This is a genomic window from Pseudomonas sp. SD17-1 (genome assembly GCF_029201585.1).
Lineage (GTDB): Bacteria > Pseudomonadota > Gammaproteobacteria > Pseudomonadales > Pseudomonadaceae > Aquipseudomonas > Aquipseudomonas palmensis.
The window spans coordinates 947326-969453 of the sequence record NZ_CP104044.1 but is presented as its reverse complement, the minus strand read 5'-3'; the positions used below and the strand labels follow the sequence as shown (position 1 = coordinate 969453).

Here is a 22128-nt window from a genome sequence, read left to right as displayed (position 1 = left end):
CCCCCTGTAGGAGCCAGCATTGCTGGCGAAAAGATTTACTGGTACTGCTGCCCAGGAATCGGCTTGAGGTTCACCTCCACCCGACGGTTCTGCGCACGCCCGTTGGCATCGGCGTTGCTCGCGATCGGCTGGTCCGGGCCCAGGCCACGCGCACTCACGCGCGAAGGGTCGACGCCCTGGGAGGTCAGGTAGGTGCTCACGGCCTGTGCACGACGCTGCGACAGGTCCATGTTGTGCTGGCGACTGCCGGTGCTGTCGGTGAAACCGACCACCTCGATGGTGTTCTGGTTGAACTGCTTGAACGAGTTGGCCAGGTTGTTCAGCGGCGCGTAGAAGCTTGGTGCAATGCTCGCCGAGTCGGTGGCGAAGGTGATGTTGCCCGGCATGATCAGCTTGATCTGGTCGCCTTGACGCTGCACTTCGACACCGGTGTTGGCCATGCTCTCGCGCAGTGCCGCTTCCTGGCGGTCGGCGTAGTAGCCGTAGCCGGCGGCGGCGGCGCCCACCGCGGCGGCGCCGATCAACGCACCCTTGCCACGGTTGTTGTGGTCGATGGCGGCACCGGCAACGGCACCGGCCAATGCGCCCAGGCCGCCGTACTTGGCGGTCTTGCTCATCCCGGTGGAGCCTTGCGCCTGGCCCTGGTTGTCATAGGGGTTCTGACTGGCGCAGCCAGTCATCAGGGCAGCAGCAGTAGCGACGATAATCAGACGACGCATGGTGAACATGGACAAGCTCCTACAGAATTCGTGTATGCAGCGGACCGACGGCGGTTCCCTGCCAGGCTTGGAACGCGAGCTGCGATAAAAATTCCCTCGGGACAAACTGTAGTCTACTGGCTGCCACGGTAAACCCGAAAAGTGCGAAGCCGGCGGCCCCCCAAACAAACAGGATGTTCATCACGCGCACCGGTCAGAACCGAGTGCACGTCTGCGCCCTGCAAATTCGACGCTGTTCAGCCCATGCACGGCAACCGGAAACCTCCTACACCCGTTACAAAAATGACGTCAATTAGCCATCACCTCGACGCTTTTTTGCAGTATCCTGCGCCGCGTTTGTAGGAAACAGACGTTCTTTTTGCATAACGAGTGATGGATCACCCTCATGCTCTACCTCTTCCGTCGCCTGGCTTTCGGCCTGGCGCTGCTGCCGTTTTTCGGCTCGGCCGACCCGCTGCAAACCCCAGGCGACCGCGACCTGATCCGCGACCGCCAGGAGCGGCTGCTGCAGGAACAGCGCAAACGCCTGCAGGAGCTGCAAAGCCTCCCAGGCAGGGCTGCGCCCCAGGTGCCAGCCAGCACACCTGAAGACACCCGTTGCTTTACCATCCGTCACATAGTGCTCGAGGGCGCCGAGCACCTGGGCGAGCGCGAGCAGCGCCGTCTGCTCGAACCCTACGAAGGCCAGTGCCTGGGTGTCGGCCAGCTCAATGCGCTGCTCAAGGTGGTCACCGATCACTACCTCAACCGTGGCTACATCACAACCCGCGCCTACCTGCCCCAGCAGGACCTGTCCTCCGGCACCCTGCAGATCACTGTCGTCGAAGGGCGCCTGGACAGCCTGGACAGCTCCAGCCTGGCCAGCCCGCGCGAGCTGGCCATGGCCTTCCCCGGCACCACCGGCGAGGTACTGAACCTGCGCGAACTGGAACAACTGGTCGACCAGCTGACCCGCCTGCCCTCGCGCCAGGCGCAACTGGAACTGGTGCCGGGCGACGAGGTGGGCAGCAGCCGGGTGCAGCTGCAGGGGCAGCGCGACAAGCCCTGGCGCGTGTCGGCCACGCGCAACAATGACGGCGACCGCAGCAGCGGTGAACAGCAGATGGGCCTGGGCCTGGACTGGGACAGCCCACTGGGCCTGGCCGATCAGTTCAGCCTGAGGGCCAATCAGGACGCGGTCAGCGACCACTGGCGCCACTCCGACAGCCAGTACCTGAACTACAGCGTGCCATGGGGCTGGTGGACCTTCACCTACAGCTATAACCAGAGCTACTACCGTACCCGCGACGATTCCAGCGGCTTTCCCTTCAAGCTCGATGGCGACAGCCAGATGCACCAACTGCGCGTCGAGCGCGTGATACACCGCGATGCCCTGAGCAAGACGGCGGTCAACTTCGGCATCAGCCACCTGCGTACCAACAACTACCTGGACGACAGCCTGATCGACGTGTCGAGCACGCGCCTGAGCGAAAGCCAGCTGGGCGTGAACCATGGGCGGCGCATCGGCACCGCCTTCCTCAACCTCGACGCCGGCTGGCAGCAAGGCATCGGCGCCTTCGACGCCCAGGGCGCGGGCGACCCGCACGGCACCGAACCGGTTGCCCGCTACAACAAATACAGCCTGACCCTGAGCTACCTGCAGCCGTTCACCCTGTGGGGCGAAGCCTTCAGCTTCGACAGCCTGACCACCGGCCAGCGCAGCGAAGACCCGCTCTACAGCCCGCAGCGCATCAGCGTGGGCGGGCTCAACTCGGTACGCGGGTTCAAGCAGCAGACCCTCACCGGCAACAGCGGCGGCTACTGGCGCAACCAGTTGCGCTGGCGTCGCCCGGTGAGCTGGGCGCCCTTGCAGCCCTTCGTGCAGGAGTACGGCGCGGCACTGGCCTACGACGTGGGCGTGATAAAGGGCGACCACAACAACCCCGACACCCATGGCCGCCTGAGCGGCAACGCCGTGGAACTGAACCTGCGCGGGCAGTACTTCGCCGCCAGCGTCAGTTTTGCCCGCTCGTTGCAGCGGCCCGACAGCCTCGAACGTCGTGAACACCCGATCTACGTGCGCATGGACGCGTTCTTCTGACCGGCCCCCCAGCCGATTAACGTGCCCTGATGGAGGGGCACCGATTTTCCGGAGTTTTGACATGGACGCCCGCAGCCCGTTGAACCAGTACCTGGCCCTGATCGTTGCCGGGGTCATGTTCCTCAACCCGATCGTCGCCACCGCCGCGCAGGTTACCGTGGATGCGGCGGCCAAGGCCGGCACCACCGTGGGCGCAGCCGGCAACGGGGTGCCCATCGTCAACATCGCCCGCCCCAACGGCAGCGGGCTGTCGAGCAACACCTTTCGCGACTACAACGTCGGCAAGCAGGGGCTGATCCTCAACAATGCCACCAACAAGACCCAGAGCACCCAGCTGGGCGGCATCATCGTGGGCAACCCCAACCTCAAGGGCCAGGCGGCCAAGGTCATCCTCAACCAGGTGACCGGGGGCAACCGCAGCACCCTGGCGGGCTACACCGAAGTGGCCGGCTCCGCTGCGCGGGTGATCGTGGCCAACCCCCACGGCATCACCTGCAACGGTTGCGGCTTCATCAATACCCCGCGCGCCACGCTGACCACCGGCAAACCGATCATGGACGGCGAACGCCTGGACCGCTTTCAGGTCGATGGCGGCGACATCGCGCTCGAAGGCGCCGGGCTCAATGCCAGCAATGTCGAACAGTTCGACCTGATCACCCGCAGCGCCAAGCTCAACGCCACGTTGCACGCCCAGCAACTGAACATCGTCACCGGACGCAACGACGTCAAGGCCGACAGCCTGCAGGTCACGCCACGGGCGGACGACGGCAGCGGCAAACCCTTGCTGACCATTGACAGTTCCGCACTGGGTGGCATGTACGCCGGCGCCATCCGCCTGGTGGGCACCGAAAAGGGCGTGGGGGTGAAACTGGCCGGCAACATGGCCTCCACCGCCAGTGACGTGCAGATCGACGTGAACGGCAAGCTGAGCCTGGGCAATGTCACCGCCGAGCGCGACCTGAAAATCGCCGCCCACCAGGTGGAGCTCGAAGGCAAGACCTACGCAACGCGCAACGCCGAGATTCGCAGCGCCGAGCAACTGGTCAACCGGCAAAGCCTGGCTGCTCGCGAACGCATCGACGTGGCAGCCAGGCAGATCGACAACCGCGGCGTGATCGAAGCCGGTGTCGAAGCCAACAACACCCGCAACAACCGCGGCGACCTGCACCTGGCCAGCCAGGACCTGCGCAACAGCGCCAGCGTGGTTGCCAGCCGCCAACTCGAAGTGACCGCCCGCGCCAACCTGGACAACCAGGGTGGCAGCCTGAAGGGCGCTACCACCACGGTGACCGCCGGCAAGCTGGACAACCGCCAGGGCCAGGTACTGGCCAGCCACACCCTCACGCTCAAGGCCGACACGCTGGACAACCGCGACAAGGGCCTGCTGCATAGCCAGCGCAGCACCGTGGTGCAGGCCAACTCCGGCCTGAACAACCAGGGTGGTCGAGTGATCGGCCTCGACAGCCTGGCCATTGACGCACCGCAGCTGGACAACAGCAACGCAGGATTGCTGGCCAGCAACCGGCAGGTGGTGATTCAAAGCCACGCGCTGAACAACCAGGCCGGCGAGGTTTCCGGCGCACGCAACGAAGTGCGCAGCGCCAGCGTGAACAACCAGGGCGGCAAACTGCTTGGAGGCGACGTGCTGCTGATCGCCAGCGCTGCCATCGACAACCGCCTGGGCCTGATCTCGGCCAGTCAGCACCTGGACATCCAGGGCCTTGGCCTGAACAACAGCAACAAGGGCGCCCTGCTCAGTCAGGGCACGCTGAACACCCGCATCAGCGGCCTGCTGGACAACCGCAACCAGGGCAACGTGGTGAGCGAAGGCGCGCTGCAGGTCACGGCCGGCCAACTGAACAACAGTGGCAGCGGCCTGCTGTCGAGCAAGGCCACACTGACGCTTTCGGGTGAGCGGCTGGACAATCGAGGCGGTGTACTGGTTGCCGATCAGGGACTGACGGTGGTCGGCGACACCCTCGACAACAGTGGCGGCGGCAAAGCCAGCACCCAGGCCGACCTGGTCGTTGACGTGGGCACGCTGCGCAACCATGACGCCGGCAAGCTGCTCGGCCAGGGCCGCGTGACCCTCGACGCCAAGCACATCGACAACCAGCGCGCCGGGCAGATCGTCGGCAACGATGCGGTGACTATCACCACCCACGACCTGCTCAACCAGCAAGGTGTGGTGTCGAGCATCGGCACGGTGGGCATCACAGCTACCGGGCAACTGGACAACACCAGCGGCAAGGTCATCGGCGACAGCGGCCTGACCCTCACCGTGCAGCGTCTGCTCAACCAGAGCAAGGGCCTGCTGGCTGGACGCGATGGGGTAGTACTGCGCGGCGCCGAGTTGCTCAACAGCGATGCCGGCCGGGTCAGCAGCCTGGCTTCGGTCGATATCGAACTCAGCGGCACGCTGGACAACAGCGTGGGCGGCGAGCTGGTCAGCGAGGGCCGCCTGAGCCTGAGTGCAGCTCAGTTGGACAACCACAACAAGGGCCTGGTATCGGCCATCGATACCTTGAATGTGGTCAGCCACGGCGCCCTGAACAACCAGGGCGGGACCCTGGTGACCGACGCCGCGTTGTCGATCCGCAGCGCGAACCTGGACAACCGTCATGGCGGCGCAATCAGCGCGGTGGGCGCACTCGAGCTGCGCAGTGGCGGGCTCGACAACCGCGACAAGGGCCGCATCGGCAGCGACACCGGCATCACCCTGCATGGCGCCCAGTTGTACAACGGCGAACAGGGCCGCATCACTTCCAGGGGCAAGATCGAGGCCACCCTCAGCGGGCTGGACCAGCGCGATGGCGGCTACCTGTTCAGCGCAACCGGCATCAGCCTGGACCTGCAGGGCGGCACACTGATCAACCGCGACAAGGGCGTGATCGCCAGCCCCGGCCAACTACTGCTGCGCCAGATCGGCGCGCTGGACAACAGCGCCGGTGGCGAGATATCCAGTGACCTCGGCTACAGCCTGCACACCGATCGCCTGGACAACCAGGGCGGGCGCCTGATCAGCGCCGACAGCCTCATCCTGCGCATCGCCAACGCCCTGGACAACAGCCGCAACGGCGTACTGTCGGCGGGCGCCGGGCTGGATATCGAAGCCGGCAGCCTGAGCAACACCCATGGCGGCACCCTGGCCAGCCGTGGCGACATCGGGCTGACCCTCGAAGGCCTGCTGGCCAACCAGCATCAGGGCACCCTGTCGGCAGGCGGCAATCTGCGCCTGAACAGCGGCGTTTTCGACAACAGCGACCAGGGGCTGGTATCCGCCAACCTGGGCTTGCACATCGACACCGGCACCCTGGACAACAGCCAGGGCGGCCAGTTGATCAGCCAGGGCGATGCACGCATCGACAGCACTACGCTGGATAACCGCAGCGGCGCCATCACCAGCGCCAAAGCCTTGCTGTTGAACAGCACCGACCTGCGCAACGGCGCCTACGCCAACGCCCTGCCCGGTGGCCGCATCAGCAGTGACGCCAACCTCACGATCACTGCCCGCCACCTGGACAATGGCCCGCGCGGCGAACTCTCGGCCAAGGGCGACCTGCGCCTGAGCGTACAGCGACTGATCCAGCAGCAAGGCCGCCTGATCGGCGAACAGGCCGTGCACCTGAACCTGCAAGGCGGCACGCTGGACAACCAGGGCGGGCTGATTCACGCCCGCGGCCCGCTGACCTTCGAGCACCTGGGGCTGGTCGACAACAGCAATGGCGGTGAGATATCCAGCGAGCAGGCATTCAGCCTGCTCGCCACGCAACTCGACAACCAGCACAAGGGCCGCCTCATCAGCGCCGGCACATTGCAGGTCGAGGCCACCAGCATCGACAACAGCAACGCGGGGCTTGTCTCGGGCCTGCAGGGCCTTGAGGTCAGGGGCACTACGCTGGACAACCGCGGCGCCGGCACCCTCTCCAGCCAACATGGCCGCCTCGACGTGCACCTTGAAGACACCCTGGACAACCGCGACCAGGGCGCACTGGTCAGCCTTGGCAGGCAGCAGATCACTGCCACGCGCCTGGATAACCGACACGGCATCATCGCCGGCGAAGCCGATGTGACCCTGAGCATCGACGGCCGGCTCGACAACAGCCAGGGTGGCCTGATCGCGGCCACCCAAACCCTGAGCCTGAACCGTACCAGCAGCGTGATCGACAACAGCGGCGGCCAGCTCAATGGCCAGCGCCTGGAAATCGACGGCAAGCAGCTGAACAACCAGAACGGCCAGGTGACCAGCCAGGGCGCACTGCGCGTCACCCTGCTCGGCGCGCTGCTCAACACCCAGGGCGCACGCCTGGCCAGTGGCGGCGACCTGCTGCTAAACAGCGCCAACCTCGACAATCGCGGCGGCAGGCTGGTCAGCCAGGCCTTGCTGCGCATCGACGCCGACAGCCTGAACAACAGCGCTGGCGGCACACTGGCCAGCCAGCAGAACCTGGTATTACGTCTGAAGGGCGACCTGCTCAACCAGCAGGACGGCCTGGTATTCAGCGAACGCGGCAGCCTCGACATCCAGGCCCAGGCCCTCGACAACCAGGCGGCGAGCCTCAAGGCCCAGGGCAATATCCTGCTGCGCCTGGGCGACGACCTGCGCAATCAGGGCGGGCGCGTGGACAGCGTGGCCGGCAACCTCGATATCCACAGCACCCACCTGAACAACAGCGCCGGCGGCATGCTCAATAGCAGCCAGGGCCGGCTCACGCTGGTCAGCGGCCTGCTCGACAACAATGCTGGCACCCTCCAGGCCCAGACGCTGGACCTCGAGGCCCGCGACGGCCTGCAAAACCGCAAGGGTTTCATCTCTGCCTTGTCCGGCGACAACCGCATCGCCACCGCCACATTCGACAACCAGGGCGGCGGGCTGTATGCCGCAGGATGGCTGGGTGTGAACGCCGGGCAGTTCCTCAACCAGGCCGGCAAGGTGGGTGCCGGGCGCATCGACTTCGACCTGTCGGGCCTGCTCGACAACCAACTGGGCCATCTCGAGAGCGAGGCTGACCTGGCCCTGCGCAGCCAGACGCTGAACAACGCCAATGGCAGCCTGCGCGCGCTGGGGCGCAGCGGCACCACCCTGATCAGCACCCGCGAGACGTTCAACAACAACGCTGGCCTGCTGGAAACCGCCAACCAGCACCTGGACCTGCAAGTCGCCGGCCTGAGCAACAACAGCGGGCAGTTGCTGCACACCGGTAGCGGCAACTTCGGCCTGGCCGCCGACAAGGTGATGCGTGCGGGCGGCCTGCTGTACACCAACGGCCTGCTCGACATCAAGGCCGCCAACTGGACCAACAGCAGCGTATTGCAGGCCGCGCGCCTGAACCTGGACATCGGCCAGTTCACCCAGACCGCGAGCGGCAAGCTGCTGGCGGCGCAGAGTTTCACCGGCAAGGGGGTCAATTGGCGCAACGACGGCCTGCTGGCCAGCGACGGCAGTTTGCGGCTCGACCTCACCGGCACCTACAACGGCACCGGGCGCACCACCAGCCTGGGCAACCTGACCCTGAACGCGGCCAGCATCGACCTTGCCAGCACCAGCACCCTTACCGGGGGCGCCACCAGCGTGGTGAGCGCCACCAACACCTTGACCAACCGCGGGCGGATCACCTCGGCGGGCAATCTGACCGCCACGGCCGGCACGCTCGACAACTACGCCACCCTGGGCGGCGCCACGGCCTTGCGCATCAATGCCGACACCCTGCGCAACGACCGCGGGCTGATCTTCAGCGGCAACGATATGACGCTGCGGGTAGGCACCTTCACCAACACCTATGCCGACCTGTACAGCCTAGGCGGGCTGAGCATCGCCCGTAATGACCGAGGTACCCGTGCCACGCACGTGGAGAACATTTCCGGCAGCCTGGAAAGCGCCGGCAACATGAGCCTGCTGGCCGACACCCTGATCAATCGCAAGGACAAGCTCACGGTCCGGACCGAACGGGTATCGGGGAGCATCAACACCTATGCCGACGACCATTGCAAGGGCAAGGGCTGCGAGTTCCAGTTCACCGCCGTCGAGATCTCCCACGATGTCATCGACCAGGACAGCCAGGCGGCATCGATCACCACAGGTGGCAGCCTGACGTTCAGCGGCAACGAGTTCAGCAACCGTTACAGCAGCGTCTCTGCCGCCCGCAACATCAGCATCGACACTGCCGTACTCAACAACATTGGCGTGAGCGGTGGCGAGCAGCGCAACTTGAACGGCAGTTTCTACAGCCGTAACCGGTCGCACTATTCCGGCTTCATGCAAAAGAAGAACGCGTTCAACCAGTCCGGCGTACCCGGCATGGAAACCCTGGACCAATTCCTGGCCGCCGGCGGCTACCCCGGCAAAGGCGTATACAGGTTGAGCGACAACCGCACGCCCATCGCTGGCGCCGTGGTCTCCCCTGCCGTCATCCAGGCTGCGGGCGCCGTCACCATCAACGCCACCGAGCGCATCGACAACAGTGTGGTGCGCGCCAATGCCAGCGGGGTCGGCGGCATCGGCCAACGCGGTGCCAATGCCGACAAGGCCACCGCGCAAACCTCGGTACGTGCCGTTACCTCGCAGTTGCCGCCCGACCTGGCACAGCGCCAGGTCAACCCGGTCACGCTGCCAAGCTTCAGCCTGCCGCAGGGCGAGCACGGCCTGTTCCGCCTTAGCGGGCAGACCGGCCAGACAGCCCAGGCCAGCGGTGCACTGGCCGCAGGTGCCGACCTGACTCAGCACGGGCAAGCCGGCACGCTGGGCAGCCTGGCCAACACTGCCACCGGCAACGCCGGCCAGGGTTACTGGGCAGGCCCTGACGCACAGGCTGCCAGCGTTGCCGGGCAAACCGGTACGGGCCTGGACGGCTTGCCGGCAGGCGTGAAGCTGGTACAGGGCGTGCCAACCCCGGCAACTGCCAGCCAGCCGCACAAGTACCTGGTGGAAACCAACCCGGTGCTCACCGACCTGAAGAAATTCCTCAGTTCCGACTACCTGCTGGGCAGCCTCGACATCGACCCCGACGCCACCAAGAAGCGCCTGGGCGACGGCCTGTACGAACAGCGCCTGATCCGCGAAGCGGTAGTGGAGCGCACCGGGCAGCGCTTGATCGCCGGGCTGGACAGCGACGAGGCGATGTTCCGCTACCTGATGGACAACGCCATTGCCAGCAAGGATGCGCTGAGCCTGAGCGTAGGCGTGTCGCTGAGTGCCGAGCAGGTGGCCGCCCTCACCCACGACATCGTGTGGATGGAAACCATCGAGGTCAACGGCGAGCAGGTGCTGGCCCCGGTGCTCTACCTGGCCCAGTCCGAAGGACGCCTGGCGCCCAACGGCGCGTTGATCCAAGGGCGCGATGTCAGCCTGATCAGCGGCGGCGAGCTGAACAACGTCGGCACCCTGCGCGCCAGCAACAACCTTTCCGTCACCGCCGGCAACATCGACAACAGCGGCCTGATGGAAGCCGGCCAGCGCCTCGACCTGCTGGCCACCGATTCCATCCGCAACAGCGCCGGCGGCATCCTCAAGGGCCGCGACGTGAGCCTGTTGGCCCTGACCGGCGATGTCATCAACGAGCGCAGCGTCACCCGCCTGGACGATCGTGTCGGCGGCGAGCATGTGGTGCAGAACATCGTCAACAATGCGGCGCGCATCGAGGCTGCCAACGACCTGACCCTCTCGGCCGGTCGCGACATCGGCTTTGTCGGTGGCGTGGCCACCGCCGGCGGCAACATTGCGCTGAGCGCCGAGCGCGACCTCTACATCGCCAGCCAACAAGTCACCGACAGCCACGAGTACCAGCGTCGCCGCGTCAGCGGCTACGACAGCACCACCACCCAGTACGTCAGCCAAGTGCAGGCTGGCGGCAGCTTCAGTGCCTCGGCCGGGCAAGACCTGTCGGTCATCGCCAGCGAGATCGAGGCACGTCGCGACATCGCCCTGGAGGCTGGGCGCGACGTGTTCATCGCTGCTGCGGCAGACGAAGACCATGCCTATTCCAAAGGCAAAAAAGGCAACACCAAAACCGAGAAACAGCACGACAGCGTGCGCCAGCAGGCGGCCGAACTGACTGCCGGCGGCTCGCTCAGCATCGAGGCCGGCGACAACCTGCTGATGGTTGCCAGCAAGGCCACGGCGGGCGGCGAGGCCTACATCTCCGCCGGCAATACCCTGCAGCTACTGGCCGCCAACGACAGCGAGTACTCGCTGTACGACATGAACAAGAAAGGCAGTTGGGGCAGCAAGAAGACCCAGCGTGACGAAGTCACCGATGTAAAGGCGGTGGGCAGCGTGGTCACCAGCGGGGGTGACCTGACCCTGGTGAGCGGCGGTGACCAGTTGTACCAGGGCGCCGCCCTGGAGTCAGGCCGCGACCTCACAATAGAAAGCGGCGGTGCGGTGACGTTCGAAGCCGTCAAGGACATGCATCAGGAGAGTCACGAAAAGAGTAAGGGCGACCTGGCGTGGACCAGTGCCAAGGGCAAGGGGCAGACGGATGAGACGCTGCGCCAGACGCAGATGGTGGCCAACGGGGAGCTGATGATCAAGGCCGTCAATGGCCTGAAAATCGATATCAGGGATGTCGACCAGAAGACCGTCAGCCAGACCATCGATGCCATGGTGCAGGCCGACCCCAAGATGGCCTGGCTCAAGACGGCCGAGCAACAGGGTGACGTGGATTGGCGCAAGGTCAAAGAGCTGCATGACAGCTGGGATTACAAACATTCCGGCATGGGTGTGGCGTCCCAGCTGATCGTCGCAATTCTGGTGACGTACATTACGGCCGGTGCCGCCAGCGGCGCCATTGCTGCCGCCGGCACCGGCACGTCCATGGCCGGTGCCACGGCAGCAGCGACCGCAGGCGCCTCGGCCGGCTGGGCCAACGTCGCGGGCACCGCCATCCTGAGTGGCATGGCCAGCAATGCGGCCATCAGCACCATCAACAACCGCGGCAACCTGGGCCTGGTGTTCAAGGACGTCACCTCTTCCGACGCACTCAAGGGCTACGCAGTCAGCGGCATCACCGCCGGGTTTACCGCAGGCGTGCTGGACGAAGCATTCGGGGTGACCGGCGACAACGTCAACAAGGTCACCAAAGGCTTTGACCTCGGTAAGCTGGATGAGTTAGCCAAGTTCGGCACCTACCTGGGTGCGCAAGGCGTGGTGCAGGCCGGCGCACAGACAGCCGTCGGTGGCGGCAGCTTCAGCGACAACCTGAACGGCGCCTTGACTGCCCAGGGCCAGCACCTGTTGCAGGCTGGGGTGTTCAACTGGGTTGGCGACACCTCCAGCCACTTCGGCTGGAAGGACGGCAGCCCGGAAAAGGTCATATTCCACGCCTTGGTCGGAGGCGCGCTGAGCAAAGCCACTGGCGGTGATTTCGCAACCGGTGCGGCGGCGGCCGGTGCCAGTGAAGCGTTGATCGCACAGCTGTCGGAAAGGGTTCGCCAGGACCAGAAGCTGGAACTGATGATTTCCCAGCTCATCGGTGTGGGCGCTGCCGCAGCGGTCAATGGTGACGTGAACAAGGGCGCCGAAATCGCCAAGAACGCGACCGCCTACAACCGCCAACTGCACCCGGAAGAACGCAAGCTCATCTCCGAGCAGGCCAAGGCGCTGGCGCAAGAGCAGAACATCAGCGTGGCCGAAGCCGAGCGGCGCATGGCCGAGGCATTTGCCTACTACACCGACAAGGACTGGCAGACCACGATCAGCGCTGCGGGCGTGAAGTTCGACGACAGCACCCTCGCCCACCTCGGGCAGGCGCTGGCGCCGCTGGGGGCGAACTATGCGACCACGGACAAAGGGGATGTGCCGAGCATCAGCGACCCGCACAAGGTGTATACCGCCTCGGAAACGTTGGCGTTGCTCAAGAACTACGAGATCAACCACGCAAATTTCTATGATCCGAAGGTGAATCAGGAATACCTGATCAACGACAGATTCCTTCAGAACTGGGAACAACTCGCCTATTACGACCGCAACCTCAATTACGGCAAAACCGATCTGCTGGGTGGCGGGATTGGCGTAGGGCAAGGCATTGCGGCGGCAGTGGCAGAGTCAGCCAAAAACATCTACGGCTTGGGTGAAGGGCTGGTCACGGACTTTAGTGGCACCAGTTCTCGTATTACCAACGGACTGATTCAGAAGGCCAGCAATCCGTACGAAGTCGCACAAGCCTTCGAGAGCGCCAAGCAGGACGCGAAAGTCCAGGCGTTTGTTTTGCGCCTGCAAGGCCAGGAACAGGCTGCCCTGCGGGTGGAAATGCAGTGGGAGACCGAGTTCGCCCTGAGCTTTGCGGTGATCAACAAAGCAGGGAAGCTGGGGCAGGTTGCGAAAGCGCTTGGGGAGCGGGAGACGGCTTGGAAGGCGTCGAGCCTGGTGGACAACGCTGGTGGTAAAAATGGGCCACCTGGAAAGAATCCGAATTCGACAAGTGGTATAACGGATGCGGAGGCAGGGATGCCTTATGCGCATTCGGTGGGTGGTGCAAAAGCGACAGGTTCAGTGTTAACGCCTGTATTCAAAGACGCAGATACGGGGCTGAATTCAATCAACCCGGTTACGTCAATAAATACGGGAAGGATTCAAGACTTAGCTAAAGATCTGGATACTGGAAAGCTAGCTTTGCACGAAGGGCAGGCTGCCGTTCAACTGGAGAATACCTTCGGCAGTACCCTGAAACGCGTAGAGCCTACTCAAGGGCAGAAAAATCCTGACTTTATTTTCACTGACGGCCCAAATGCTGGGAAAACGGTCGATTTCATGTGGACTGACTCTACCAGGGCAGAGCAGATAAATAAATTTTTCACAAACAATGCTGCTCGAAATCAAGCCCAGTTAATAGATCATATAAACAAGGCTGATATAGTTCCGTTGGACTACAGAAATCTCACGCAGGCAAACCAAAATATGGTTAACGGCTGGATAAAAGCGCTCCCTGAAAGTCAGCAAAATAAGGTTTTAATACTTAGGTGAACCGTTATGGGTATGTATGTTGCAATTAGCAAGAATGTAGGTTGGGGAACCTCTGGAGGCGTTTTTGATTGCATAGTCGAGGCAACCAGAAAGCAATTTAGTGGTAGTCAGGCGGGTTGCATGAGTGAGATTTATAGGCCGCTGGACGAGCAGGGGCAGAGTTTTATCGCTTTAGATGAGGTGGATGCACATTGCTTCAAATTGTTTTATGAGAATTGCAAACTTGCTATGGAAAAATTTCCAAACTCTGAACGTGGGAGGTTTGTCCCGAGGGATCATCTTCCTGGCATACTTTGGAACTGGTCAGAAGTTTTAAGACTTATGAGTGAGGATCCTAGGTTTCTTATAGTTAAATAGACAGTAGGCAAAAATTGGTGTTGAGAAAATAGGATTAAAAATGTAAAGAGGCGCCAAGGCGACAGGCGGTGCTGCAGAAAAGGTAGATGATGTTGTAGCTCCATCGTCTAAACCTGAATGGTTGCAGCGGCTTGATGCGGGTAATGAGTTTAATAAGGTACAGTATAAAAATTACTCGAATAACTAAGTTTATATTCAGCGACCTGACGGGAATGGCTATTATCGTGTTGATTCGTATAATCCCATAAAAGGCGAAATCGCCTCTCGTAAATTGACACAGCTTTCTGAGGTTTCAGAGGCGACAGCAAAGAGCTACATAAGTGAGGCCATTACGAAATACCCTTCTGGCGCGACCATTGCGAATGGTCCATCTAGTGGGGCTTTGGGTGGCCAAAAATTGCAAGGTACTGTTATTCTTGAGGTTCCTCCACAGAATGGAGTAATTCCAGAAACCATCTTGGACTCTGCCAATAAAGCAGGAGTTTTAATTAGAGATACTAATGTGAAGGTGTATTAATGGGGCTGCCTATTTATTATTGTAAGTCTTGGTTTCGGATGAAAAAGTTTGCGATAGAGCCTATGGATGAATCTCTGGCACATTCTAGGCATCTCTCGGGTGAATCATATACGGCTCTCATTGGGTCGGACTCTGCGCCATCTTGCTTTGTTGAGTTCTCCATAGATAAAGGAATGGTTGGTGTCGGTTTTTTAGATAAAAAATGTCGTGAGTATCTGACCTACCAATTTCAAGTAACAGATGCGGATAACTTATTTTTGACTATGGCGACTCATCGTGAGTTTGAAGGGGATGGAGACGAGGTCATTGGTGGGGAGTCCTACATTTTCAATGAGGAAGGCGGCCTTGTTATTAGGCGAGAAAAATTTAATCCTCATGAGATTGAAGAGGCCAGATCAAGTTTCGAATCGTCTCGAAATTATGAAAAAATCCCCAAGTTCGGTTGTTACTCTAATGTAACAAAAGCTGATAGATGAAACAGGCGGGTGAGTTTCATTATAAATTTTAAGGGGTCTGAGTTGATCTGGCACCGGCCTTGCGCCGGTGTTTTTGCACCCTATCTGCACCCTTTTTGCCGCCTTCTTGCATCCTTTCTGCAGTCAAGTTGCATCCCTTTTGCACCCACCCTGACGACCTACGGTCTATCTGCTCAATACTCCCTTTGTAGTGTCGCGGAAATAGATATTCCCGGAATACCTAAGCAGATGGCCGCACACAGCCAAGTCTCTGATGCTGGTAAGGGGCTTGTCGGCTCCGGAAATGGGAATTTTGTCGCTCAATCTGTACCCAATAATGCTGGAGACTTGGTTTATCGGGGAATAGATACGGAATACAAAATTCTAGATAATATCGCTGACCAGTTGGGGAGAAATACCTCCGTAAGAGGAACAGTAAATATCCTTACGGAGAAAGCGGCTTGTGCCAGCTGTCTGAATGTGGCTGAGCAGTTCAAAGCGAAGTACCCGAATATTACCGTTAATATTCTTGATAATCAGGGTGTTATGCTGCGCCCTCCGAGGAAGACGCCGTGATGGAAGACAGAGTGACTTATGGTGAAATCCGGGCTTGGTTTCTGGGTAGCTATTATAGCTATTGCAAGGTCAAGCTCAGCCACCAAAGCTCATGGGCCGAAGGTGAAAGTGAAGTGGGTTATGCCTATGGCGAGCTTGAAAACTCATTTGAATTACCTATTGAAAAGTTAATGCTCGAAGTTATAGCACTTATTCTTTCAGCAGGACGATCTCCGGAAAAGGTCCAGAAGTATCATCTGGATACCATCTCTAAATTGTTAGAGGAGTTTGAACTCTCCTCTATCTTGGAAGATCTGCCTTCTGATGAAGTCGTGGAGCTTAAAGATGACCTTAGATTATTAGGGGTATGTTAATAGGGTAAAGCAGATATAGTCCGAAATATTTGTTGGTGCAAAAGCAACTGGCGGGGCGATAGACCGTGTCGGGATATTGGAATTTTCTCCCAGATCCCTGCGGAGAAAGTTTTTATTGTCTCACTCATCATCTAATGAAGATTTGGGGGAGGCAGTGATAAAAGGACTTTTAACTAGTCGAATGATTAACCCGAAAGATGAACCAGTTTTTTTGATGCTAGAGGAAGAGTAGTTCCTCAGTACAATTTATGGGTAAGCGAAATTATGGGTCGGTTTGGGTATAAAGCCAAACGGGCGATGCTCAAGGATATGAAGCAATGTGTGATCGAATTCTTTAAAAGCACTATGGCTATTAAACCTAGCCACCACGAAAAACCAGAAGCATGGAGTGGTAAAGGAATAACTGAAAGCGACTATGTGGTGATTTCAGGTAATAGTTCTCCAGCTGAAATCGGTGCGACTCTTCGATTAGCTATCAGTCATTGTACATAGAAAAATAACCCCGGCAGTGCCGGGGTTATTTATTTCACTCCGCCGTAATCACTAAATACCTCTTCATCACCCCTTTGAGAACGGCAGCCTGCCCAAAATTGTGGTGCATGCCGTCATGGGTGGTTTGCTGGCAGAGGCCACGGGCAGCGATTTCAAAACTGGCGCCATGGCTGCGGGCTTGAACGAAGCCATAGCAGATACGCTGTCAACGTTATCCGGTGGCGACACCAACGTTCATGTGATGCTGTCCCAATTGACTGGTGTGCTTGCCGCCGCAGCCGTCAACGGTGATCTTCAGAAAGGCTCCGAGGTTGCTCAGAGTGCAACCATTTACAACCATGACCTGCACAGGAAGAATGCCGAAAGCTTCGCCAAAGGCATCGCCGATGCATGCAGGCAAATGCCCGGTTACTGCGCGCCAGGGGCTGAAAACGTAACTGAACAGCAGATGGTTCAAGCGCTGGAAGCCACCGCGCGGCATGGTCAAGGGAGGGAAAAGGTCGATCCTGCTGCGCTGCAATTGGTCAGTCAGTTTCTGAACCAGTTTGAGAGCACCAAAGATACGCTGTTTACGCCGACCGAATCGGAGAGTCATCGGCTTGGGGTGGAGGCAGAAGCGGAACTGGCGCTGGCCATTATTTCGCTGGGAAGTGCTGCTAAAGCTGTGGCTTCGAAAACGCCAGGGTGGCTTGAGAAGCTGGCGGGGATGTTGCAAAGCGGGGAAAAAAATGGTGCAAAAGATCTCACAACGAATCTTTCAGAGGTTTGGACTCTTAAACCGACTCAACGAGGGGTAGACATTGAGTCATACCTTGCTAAAACTGAGTATTCACCGCAGAGCGGCTGGTATAACGTAGGGGCCGAAAGAAATGGGTATTTCCCGCTTGTTGATTTTCAGAATGGTAATACGCTCGTTAGTCTGAAATCTGTAGATACGGTAGGAAGTACGTGGTTAGGCCGAATGCAAGATCATATTATCGACTTAGGGACAAATGGCGCGAAAGTCAATGGTGTACCAGCAAATATGGTGCTTGACCTGCGAGTTCAGCCTGGTGGCTCGGCTGCTGCTAAGTCGCTTATCGAATTCGGCCGTGAATATAATGTCAAAGTGGTTGTTAAAGAATTCAAGTGAGACCTGAAAAGATGAAGCGATTCAAGTTTGTTTTTGATGTCGAGTCGATCAGTGGTTTGCAGATGCTGGCTTTGGTTGAAGAGCTTTTAAGTAAGTTTTCCTCCCCTACGATATTTTTTCTGCATGGGGTTAAGATTGATATCAAAACGCTTGAAAAGAAAATATTGAAAAAAAAATCATGGCCTAGTGGTTTGGTGTCTGGTGGGTTTGAGCTCCGATTCGGGTTGCTTCCAGCACTGGGTTATTGCTTTTTGGTACTAGAAGAATCAGAGGGTCATGGTAATACTAAGTTGGAAGAGGAAATAAGGCCTATTCTCAATGTTGAAGGTTTTATTCAGGCATGGGTTTCTGATGTCGAATATGATTTTTGGCAGAACGCTACAGACCCTCTAGAGTATGAATGCGTGGGTCGCCCTCTTTCAGGTCTTCCAATGAAGTCGAATGGCTTGCCTCCCCCCTTGGATCAAATGGAAATTGATACCTCAGGGAATCCTGGCCGTAACGTGCTCAGGCAAGGATATATTGAGGCGATTGGAAGCACTATGTGGCTAGGCAACCTCTTCTGGGAGAGAGCAGGCGTGGATAGATTTGCCAGCATTTCGCTGTTGGAGAGCCAGGGATTTAAAGTTTATGAGTGTGGTAAAGTTATTAAAGTTATAACGTCTGATAAGGTTTTTTTTGATGGTTCAACCCTAGAAAAACAACGTGCTCTCAGGCAGATTTTATTTGGATTAAATTGACGGTTTAGATGGTGCAAAAGGAATTTCAATTACGATTGAACCAAAGATTGCCGACCAAATGGGTAAATGGGGTTGGACGGAAAGCTCTATACAGTCTGTAATCGATAAACCAGTCAAAACGGTTGTGACGAAAGATACTCGTTTTGATACTGTGTCAGGGAGCCGCCTTAACGATCCAGCTACTGGGTATATCGCTAAGGATGGTTCTTATGTGGTAAGGAATGATCGCACGGGAGCGATTGTCCAAGTCTCCAATAAAAAGATCCTGAGTGGGTTGCACCATGGGACTGATTACAGTTGAAGTATTCGTTGAGGATTTACCTGTTACACCTACATTGATGTGGAGTGGCATTCCTTTGTTTGATGTTGGCGATGGAATCAGGCTGGTCGACTACTGCAAAAATAATAATATTGCAGTTCTTGGTATTGAGGGTTTTAAAATCAAGGGAAACAAGAGAGTTCCAGACATGGATTGTATTGTCGACTTTTCCGCGTCATTAAATGAAATGAATTTCGCTTTGAAGTCGATAGAAGCGAGTCGAGTAATTATTGAAAGCATGAGTGGTAGTGGTATTTTGATGGAGTTTGTGCTCGTTAAGGTTTAGATGGTGCAAAAGGAACAGGGCAAGCTTTACGGGAGGTCGAGATTAGTTCTGGTGGTAAAGGTGCATGGAATAAAGAGCTGAATAAGCTTGTGCCGAATACCGTATATAAGGTCGATGGGAATAAAACTTTTCAAACAGATGGCTTGGGCCGCGTTGAGAAAGTCGAGTCAAATCTTTCATTGACTAAAAATGATCGGAATACATATCAGCAATGTGTGGCAGGTAAGTGAGGCGTCAGTGGGGACGAGGGTGGGCACTTGATTGCTAGTATATTCAACGGACCTGGGGAGAGATTGAATCTCCTTCCCATGAATGGGAACTTGAATAAAGGTACTTGGAAGTCTATGGAGAATACATGGACGTCCGCACTTAAGGAAGGCAAGCAGGTTAGCGTGAAGATTGAGCCTGTGTATTCTGGCAAAAGTGTTCGGCCAGATAGCTTTAATGTGGAGTATTCAATAGGCGGTGCTCGTCCAAAAGAGATTGTATGTAGTGGTCTAATGAAACCGGACACCCATTTAGGCGAGAATGCTCGCCATAGAGAGGTGTCTGATGACCAAGCAACGTCGTACCTTTACCCCTGAGTTCAAGCGCGAGGCTGCGTGCCTGGTGCTCGACCAAGGCTACAGCCATATCGAAGCCGCCCGTTCGCTCGGATTGGTCGAATCGGCGCTTCGTCGATGGGTGAGCCAGCTTCAGCAAGAACGTAGCGGTGTTACTCCCACCAGCAAGGCTCTGACACCTGAGCAGCAAAAAATCCAGGAACTCGAAGCCCGTATCAATCGGCTAGAACGGGAAAAATCGATCTTAAAAAAGGCCACCGCGCTCTTGATGGCCGAGGAACACGAGCGTTCGCGTTAATCGATCAACTGCGGGCTCAAGAGCCTGTTGATCTGTTGTGCTCGGTATTTGATGTCACCCGATCTTGCTACTACGCGTACTGCCGGAAACGTCGGTATCCGGATGCCGAACGAGTAGTCTTGCGTAGCCGCGTGAACGAGTTGTTTACGCAAAGCCGAAGCGCTGCGGGCAGCCGGAGCATCATGCCGATGATGAAAGAGGACGGCATTCAGATCGGGCGATTCAAGGTACGTAGGTTGATGCGCGAGCTGAACTTGATCAGCAAACAGCCGGGCTCCCATGCCTACAAAAAGGCTACCGTGGAGCGGCCTGATATCCCGAACGTGCTTGATCGTGGGTTCAGCGTGGCATCCCCGAACAAAATCTGGTGCGGTGACATTACGTACGTCTGGGCTGAAGGCCAATGGCACTATCTGGCGGCTGTCATCGACCTTTGTGCCCGGCGTGTTGTAGGTTGGGCGTTCTCAGCCAAGCCTGATGCCGACCTGGTGATCAAGGCATTGGATATGGCCTATGAGCGGCGTGGCCGGCCTCAGAATGTGCTGTTTCACAGCGACTAGGGCAGCCAATACGGCAGCCTGAGTTTCCGCCAGAGACTATGGAGATACCGCTTCACGCAGAGCATGAGTCGGCGCGGCAACTGCCACGACAACGCGCCGATGGAGCGGCTATTTCGCAGCCTGAAGACTGAATGGATACCGACGGTGGGCTACATGAGCGCTGTGCTGGCGCAGCAAGATATCAGTCGGTTTTTGATGGAGCGGTACAACTGGCGGCGACCGCATCAATTCAACGAAGGGCTACCGCCTGCGGTCGCAGAGGAAAAACTCAATTCAGTGTCCGGGATCAGTTGACCACTACAGTATTTAAAAACTCACCGGGTGGAAATTGATGCGTAGTGATGATGATATCTACAATGACATTGGGGGTATTTTATTTGAAATTGCTCCCGGCGGAGCCTGTAAAATTATAATGCGGGCACAGTTATCCCAAGAGCTAGATAGCTGTGAGTATGAGTATGACTACATTGATGAACAAGGTAACGTTGCCTGGTTCACGGCAGGCGGGCGAGCCAATACAGATATTTTAGACCTTTTAACAGAGCTTCGCAGTTGGTATCTTGAGAATAAACTTACAGGAGGGCTGCCAGCGTGGAGTGGCTGTGAGGTAACCTTGGACTTAGTTAAAGTTAAAATAAGTATAGACTTTATTTATCCTTGAAAATTAAGCGGCAGGTTTAGATGTAGAAGCTTAGGCTGAATATGGGGTGTTTTTGCACCCTATCTGCACCCTTTTTGCCGCCTTCTTGCACCCTATTTGCATCCTTTCTGCAGTCAAGTTGCATTCCTTTTGCACCCACCCTGACGACCTACGGTCTGAATCGCCCCTGGTTTCGTAGACACCTCCAAGCCTCGTACTGCACCCGGAAGAACGCAAGCTCATCTCCGAGCAGGCCAAGGCGCTGGCGCAAGAGCAGAACATCAGCGTGGCCGAAGCCGAGCGGCGCATGGCCGAGGCATTTGCCTACTACACCGACAAGGACTGGCAGACCACGATCAGCGCTGCGGGCGTGAAGTTCGACGACAGCACCCTCGCCCACCTCGGGCAGGCGCTGGCGCCGCTGGGGGCGAACTATGCGACCACGGACAAAGGGGATGTGCCGAGCATCAGCGACCCGCACAAGGTGTATACCGCCTCGGAAACGTTGGCGTTGCTCAAGAACTACGAGATCAACCACGCGAACTTCTATGATCCGAAGGTGAATCAGGAATACCTGATCAACGACAGATTCCTTCAGAACTGGGAACAACTCGCCTATTACGACCGCAACCTCAATTACGGCAAAACCGATCTGCTGGGTGGTGGGATTGGCGTAGGGCAAGGCATTGCGGCGGCAGTGGCCGAGTCAGCCAGAAACATCTACGGCTTGGGTGAAGGGCTGGTCACGGACTTTAGTGGCACCAGTTCTCGTATCACCAACGGACTGATTCAGAAGGCCAGCAATCCATACGAAGTCGCACAAGCCTTTGAGAGCGCCAAGCAGGACGCGAAAGTCCAGGCGTTTGTTTTGCGCCTGCAAGGCCAGGAACAGGCTGCCCTGCGGGTGGAAATGCAGTGGGAGACCGAGTTCGCCCTGAGCTTTGCGGTGATCAACAAAGCAGGGAAGCTGGGGCGCTTGGGGAGCGGGAGACGGCGTGGAAGGCGTCGAGCCTGGCTGACAACGCTGGTGGTAAAAATGGGCCACCTAGAAAGAATCCGAATTCGACAAGTGGTATAACGG

The 22128-nt window shown here is 58.0% G+C and carries 13 protein-coding genes and 1 pseudogene; 13 read left to right on the top strand and 1 reads right to left on the bottom strand.

What is annotated here, in order from left to right; all coding sequences use genetic code 11:
- Nucleotides 1-35: 35 nt before the first annotated feature.
- The gene (locus N0B28_RS04320; protein ID WP_043864368.1) at nucleotides 36-728 is read right to left on the bottom strand and encodes an OmpA family protein; all 693 of its coding nucleotides are present in this window, start codon (nucleotides 726-728) and stop codon (nucleotides 36-38) included.
- Between the two features lie 376 nt (nucleotides 729-1104).
- Between N0B28_RS04320 and N0B28_RS04315 the strand changes: the two genes are divergently transcribed.
- From N0B28_RS04315 to N0B28_RS04260, 13 genes and pseudogenes are all read left to right on the top strand, one after another.
- Nucleotides 1105-2799 carry a ShlB/FhaC/HecB family hemolysin secretion/activation protein gene (locus N0B28_RS04315; RefSeq protein WP_275730538.1) on the top strand — a complete coding sequence of 565 codons (1695 nt, stop codon included), beginning with the start codon at nucleotides 1105-1107 and terminating at the stop codon, nucleotides 2797-2799.
- 61 nt (nucleotides 2800-2860) lie between these two features.
- Entirely contained in the window at nucleotides 2861-13759 is a 10899-nt protein-coding gene (locus tag N0B28_RS04310; protein ID WP_275730535.1) for a DUF637 domain-containing protein, read from the top strand.
- A gap of 873 nt (nucleotides 13760-14632) precedes the next feature.
- Nucleotides 14633-15109 carry a lytic transglycosylase gene (locus tag N0B28_RS04305; protein ID WP_274097132.1) on the top strand — a complete coding sequence of 159 codons (477 nt, stop codon included), beginning with the start codon at nucleotides 14633-14635 and terminating at the stop codon, nucleotides 15107-15109.
- A 228-nt stretch (nucleotides 15110-15337) separates the two neighbouring features.
- Nucleotides 15338-15664 carry a deaminase domain-containing protein gene (locus N0B28_RS04300; protein WP_275730531.1) on the top strand — a complete coding sequence of 109 codons (327 nt, stop codon included), beginning with the start codon at nucleotides 15338-15340 and terminating at the stop codon, nucleotides 15662-15664.
- Nucleotides 15664-16017, top strand: a complete 354-nt coding sequence (gene imm2, locus N0B28_RS04295; RefSeq protein ID WP_024672729.1) for an Imm2 family immunity protein — start codon at nucleotides 15664-15666, stop codon at nucleotides 16015-16017. Before N0B28_RS04300 ends, imm2 begins: the two co-directional genes overlap by 1 nt.
- Nucleotides 16018-16624: 607 nt before the next feature.
- A complete protein-coding gene (locus tag N0B28_RS04290; RefSeq protein WP_275730526.1) occupies nucleotides 16625-17641 on the top strand; it encodes a hypothetical protein in 1017 nt (338 codons plus the stop codon).
- Nucleotides 17642-17652: 11 nt separating this feature from the next.
- Nucleotides 17653-18381 (top strand): hypothetical protein, encoded by a 729-nt coding sequence (locus tag N0B28_RS04285; protein ID WP_078481540.1) that lies wholly within the window; start codon nucleotides 17653-17655, stop codon nucleotides 18379-18381.
- 58 nt (nucleotides 18382-18439) lie between these two features.
- Nucleotides 18440-18682 (top strand): colicin E5-related ribonuclease, encoded by a 243-nt coding sequence (locus tag N0B28_RS04280; RefSeq protein WP_078481539.1) that lies wholly within the window; start codon nucleotides 18440-18442, stop codon nucleotides 18680-18682.
- Nucleotides 18663-18986: a hypothetical protein gene (locus N0B28_RS04275; RefSeq protein WP_177346342.1), complete on the top strand. Its 324-nt coding sequence runs from the start codon at nucleotides 18663-18665 to the stop codon at nucleotides 18984-18986. Before N0B28_RS04280 ends, N0B28_RS04275 begins: the two co-directional genes overlap by 20 nt.
- A 257-nt stretch (nucleotides 18987-19243) precedes the next feature.
- Nucleotides 19244-19570 (top strand): DNA/RNA non-specific endonuclease, encoded by a 327-nt coding sequence (locus N0B28_RS26250; RefSeq protein WP_201023434.1) that lies wholly within the window; start codon nucleotides 19244-19246, stop codon nucleotides 19568-19570.
- Nucleotides 19539-20701: pseudogene (locus N0B28_RS04270) on the top strand (IS3 family transposase). Before N0B28_RS26250 ends, N0B28_RS04270 begins: the two are co-directional and overlap by 32 nt.
- A 37-nt stretch (nucleotides 20702-20738) precedes the next feature.
- On the top strand, nucleotides 20739-21068 hold the full coding sequence (locus tag N0B28_RS04265; RefSeq protein WP_078481531.1) for a hypothetical protein: 330 nt from the start codon (nucleotides 20739-20741) through the stop codon (nucleotides 21066-21068).
- A gap of 265 nt (nucleotides 21069-21333) precedes the next feature.
- Nucleotides 21334-22125 carry a hypothetical protein gene (locus N0B28_RS04260; protein ID WP_275730520.1) on the top strand — a complete coding sequence of 264 codons (792 nt, stop codon included), beginning with the start codon at nucleotides 21334-21336 and terminating at the stop codon, nucleotides 22123-22125.
- Nucleotides 22126-22128: the final 3 nt, after the last annotated feature.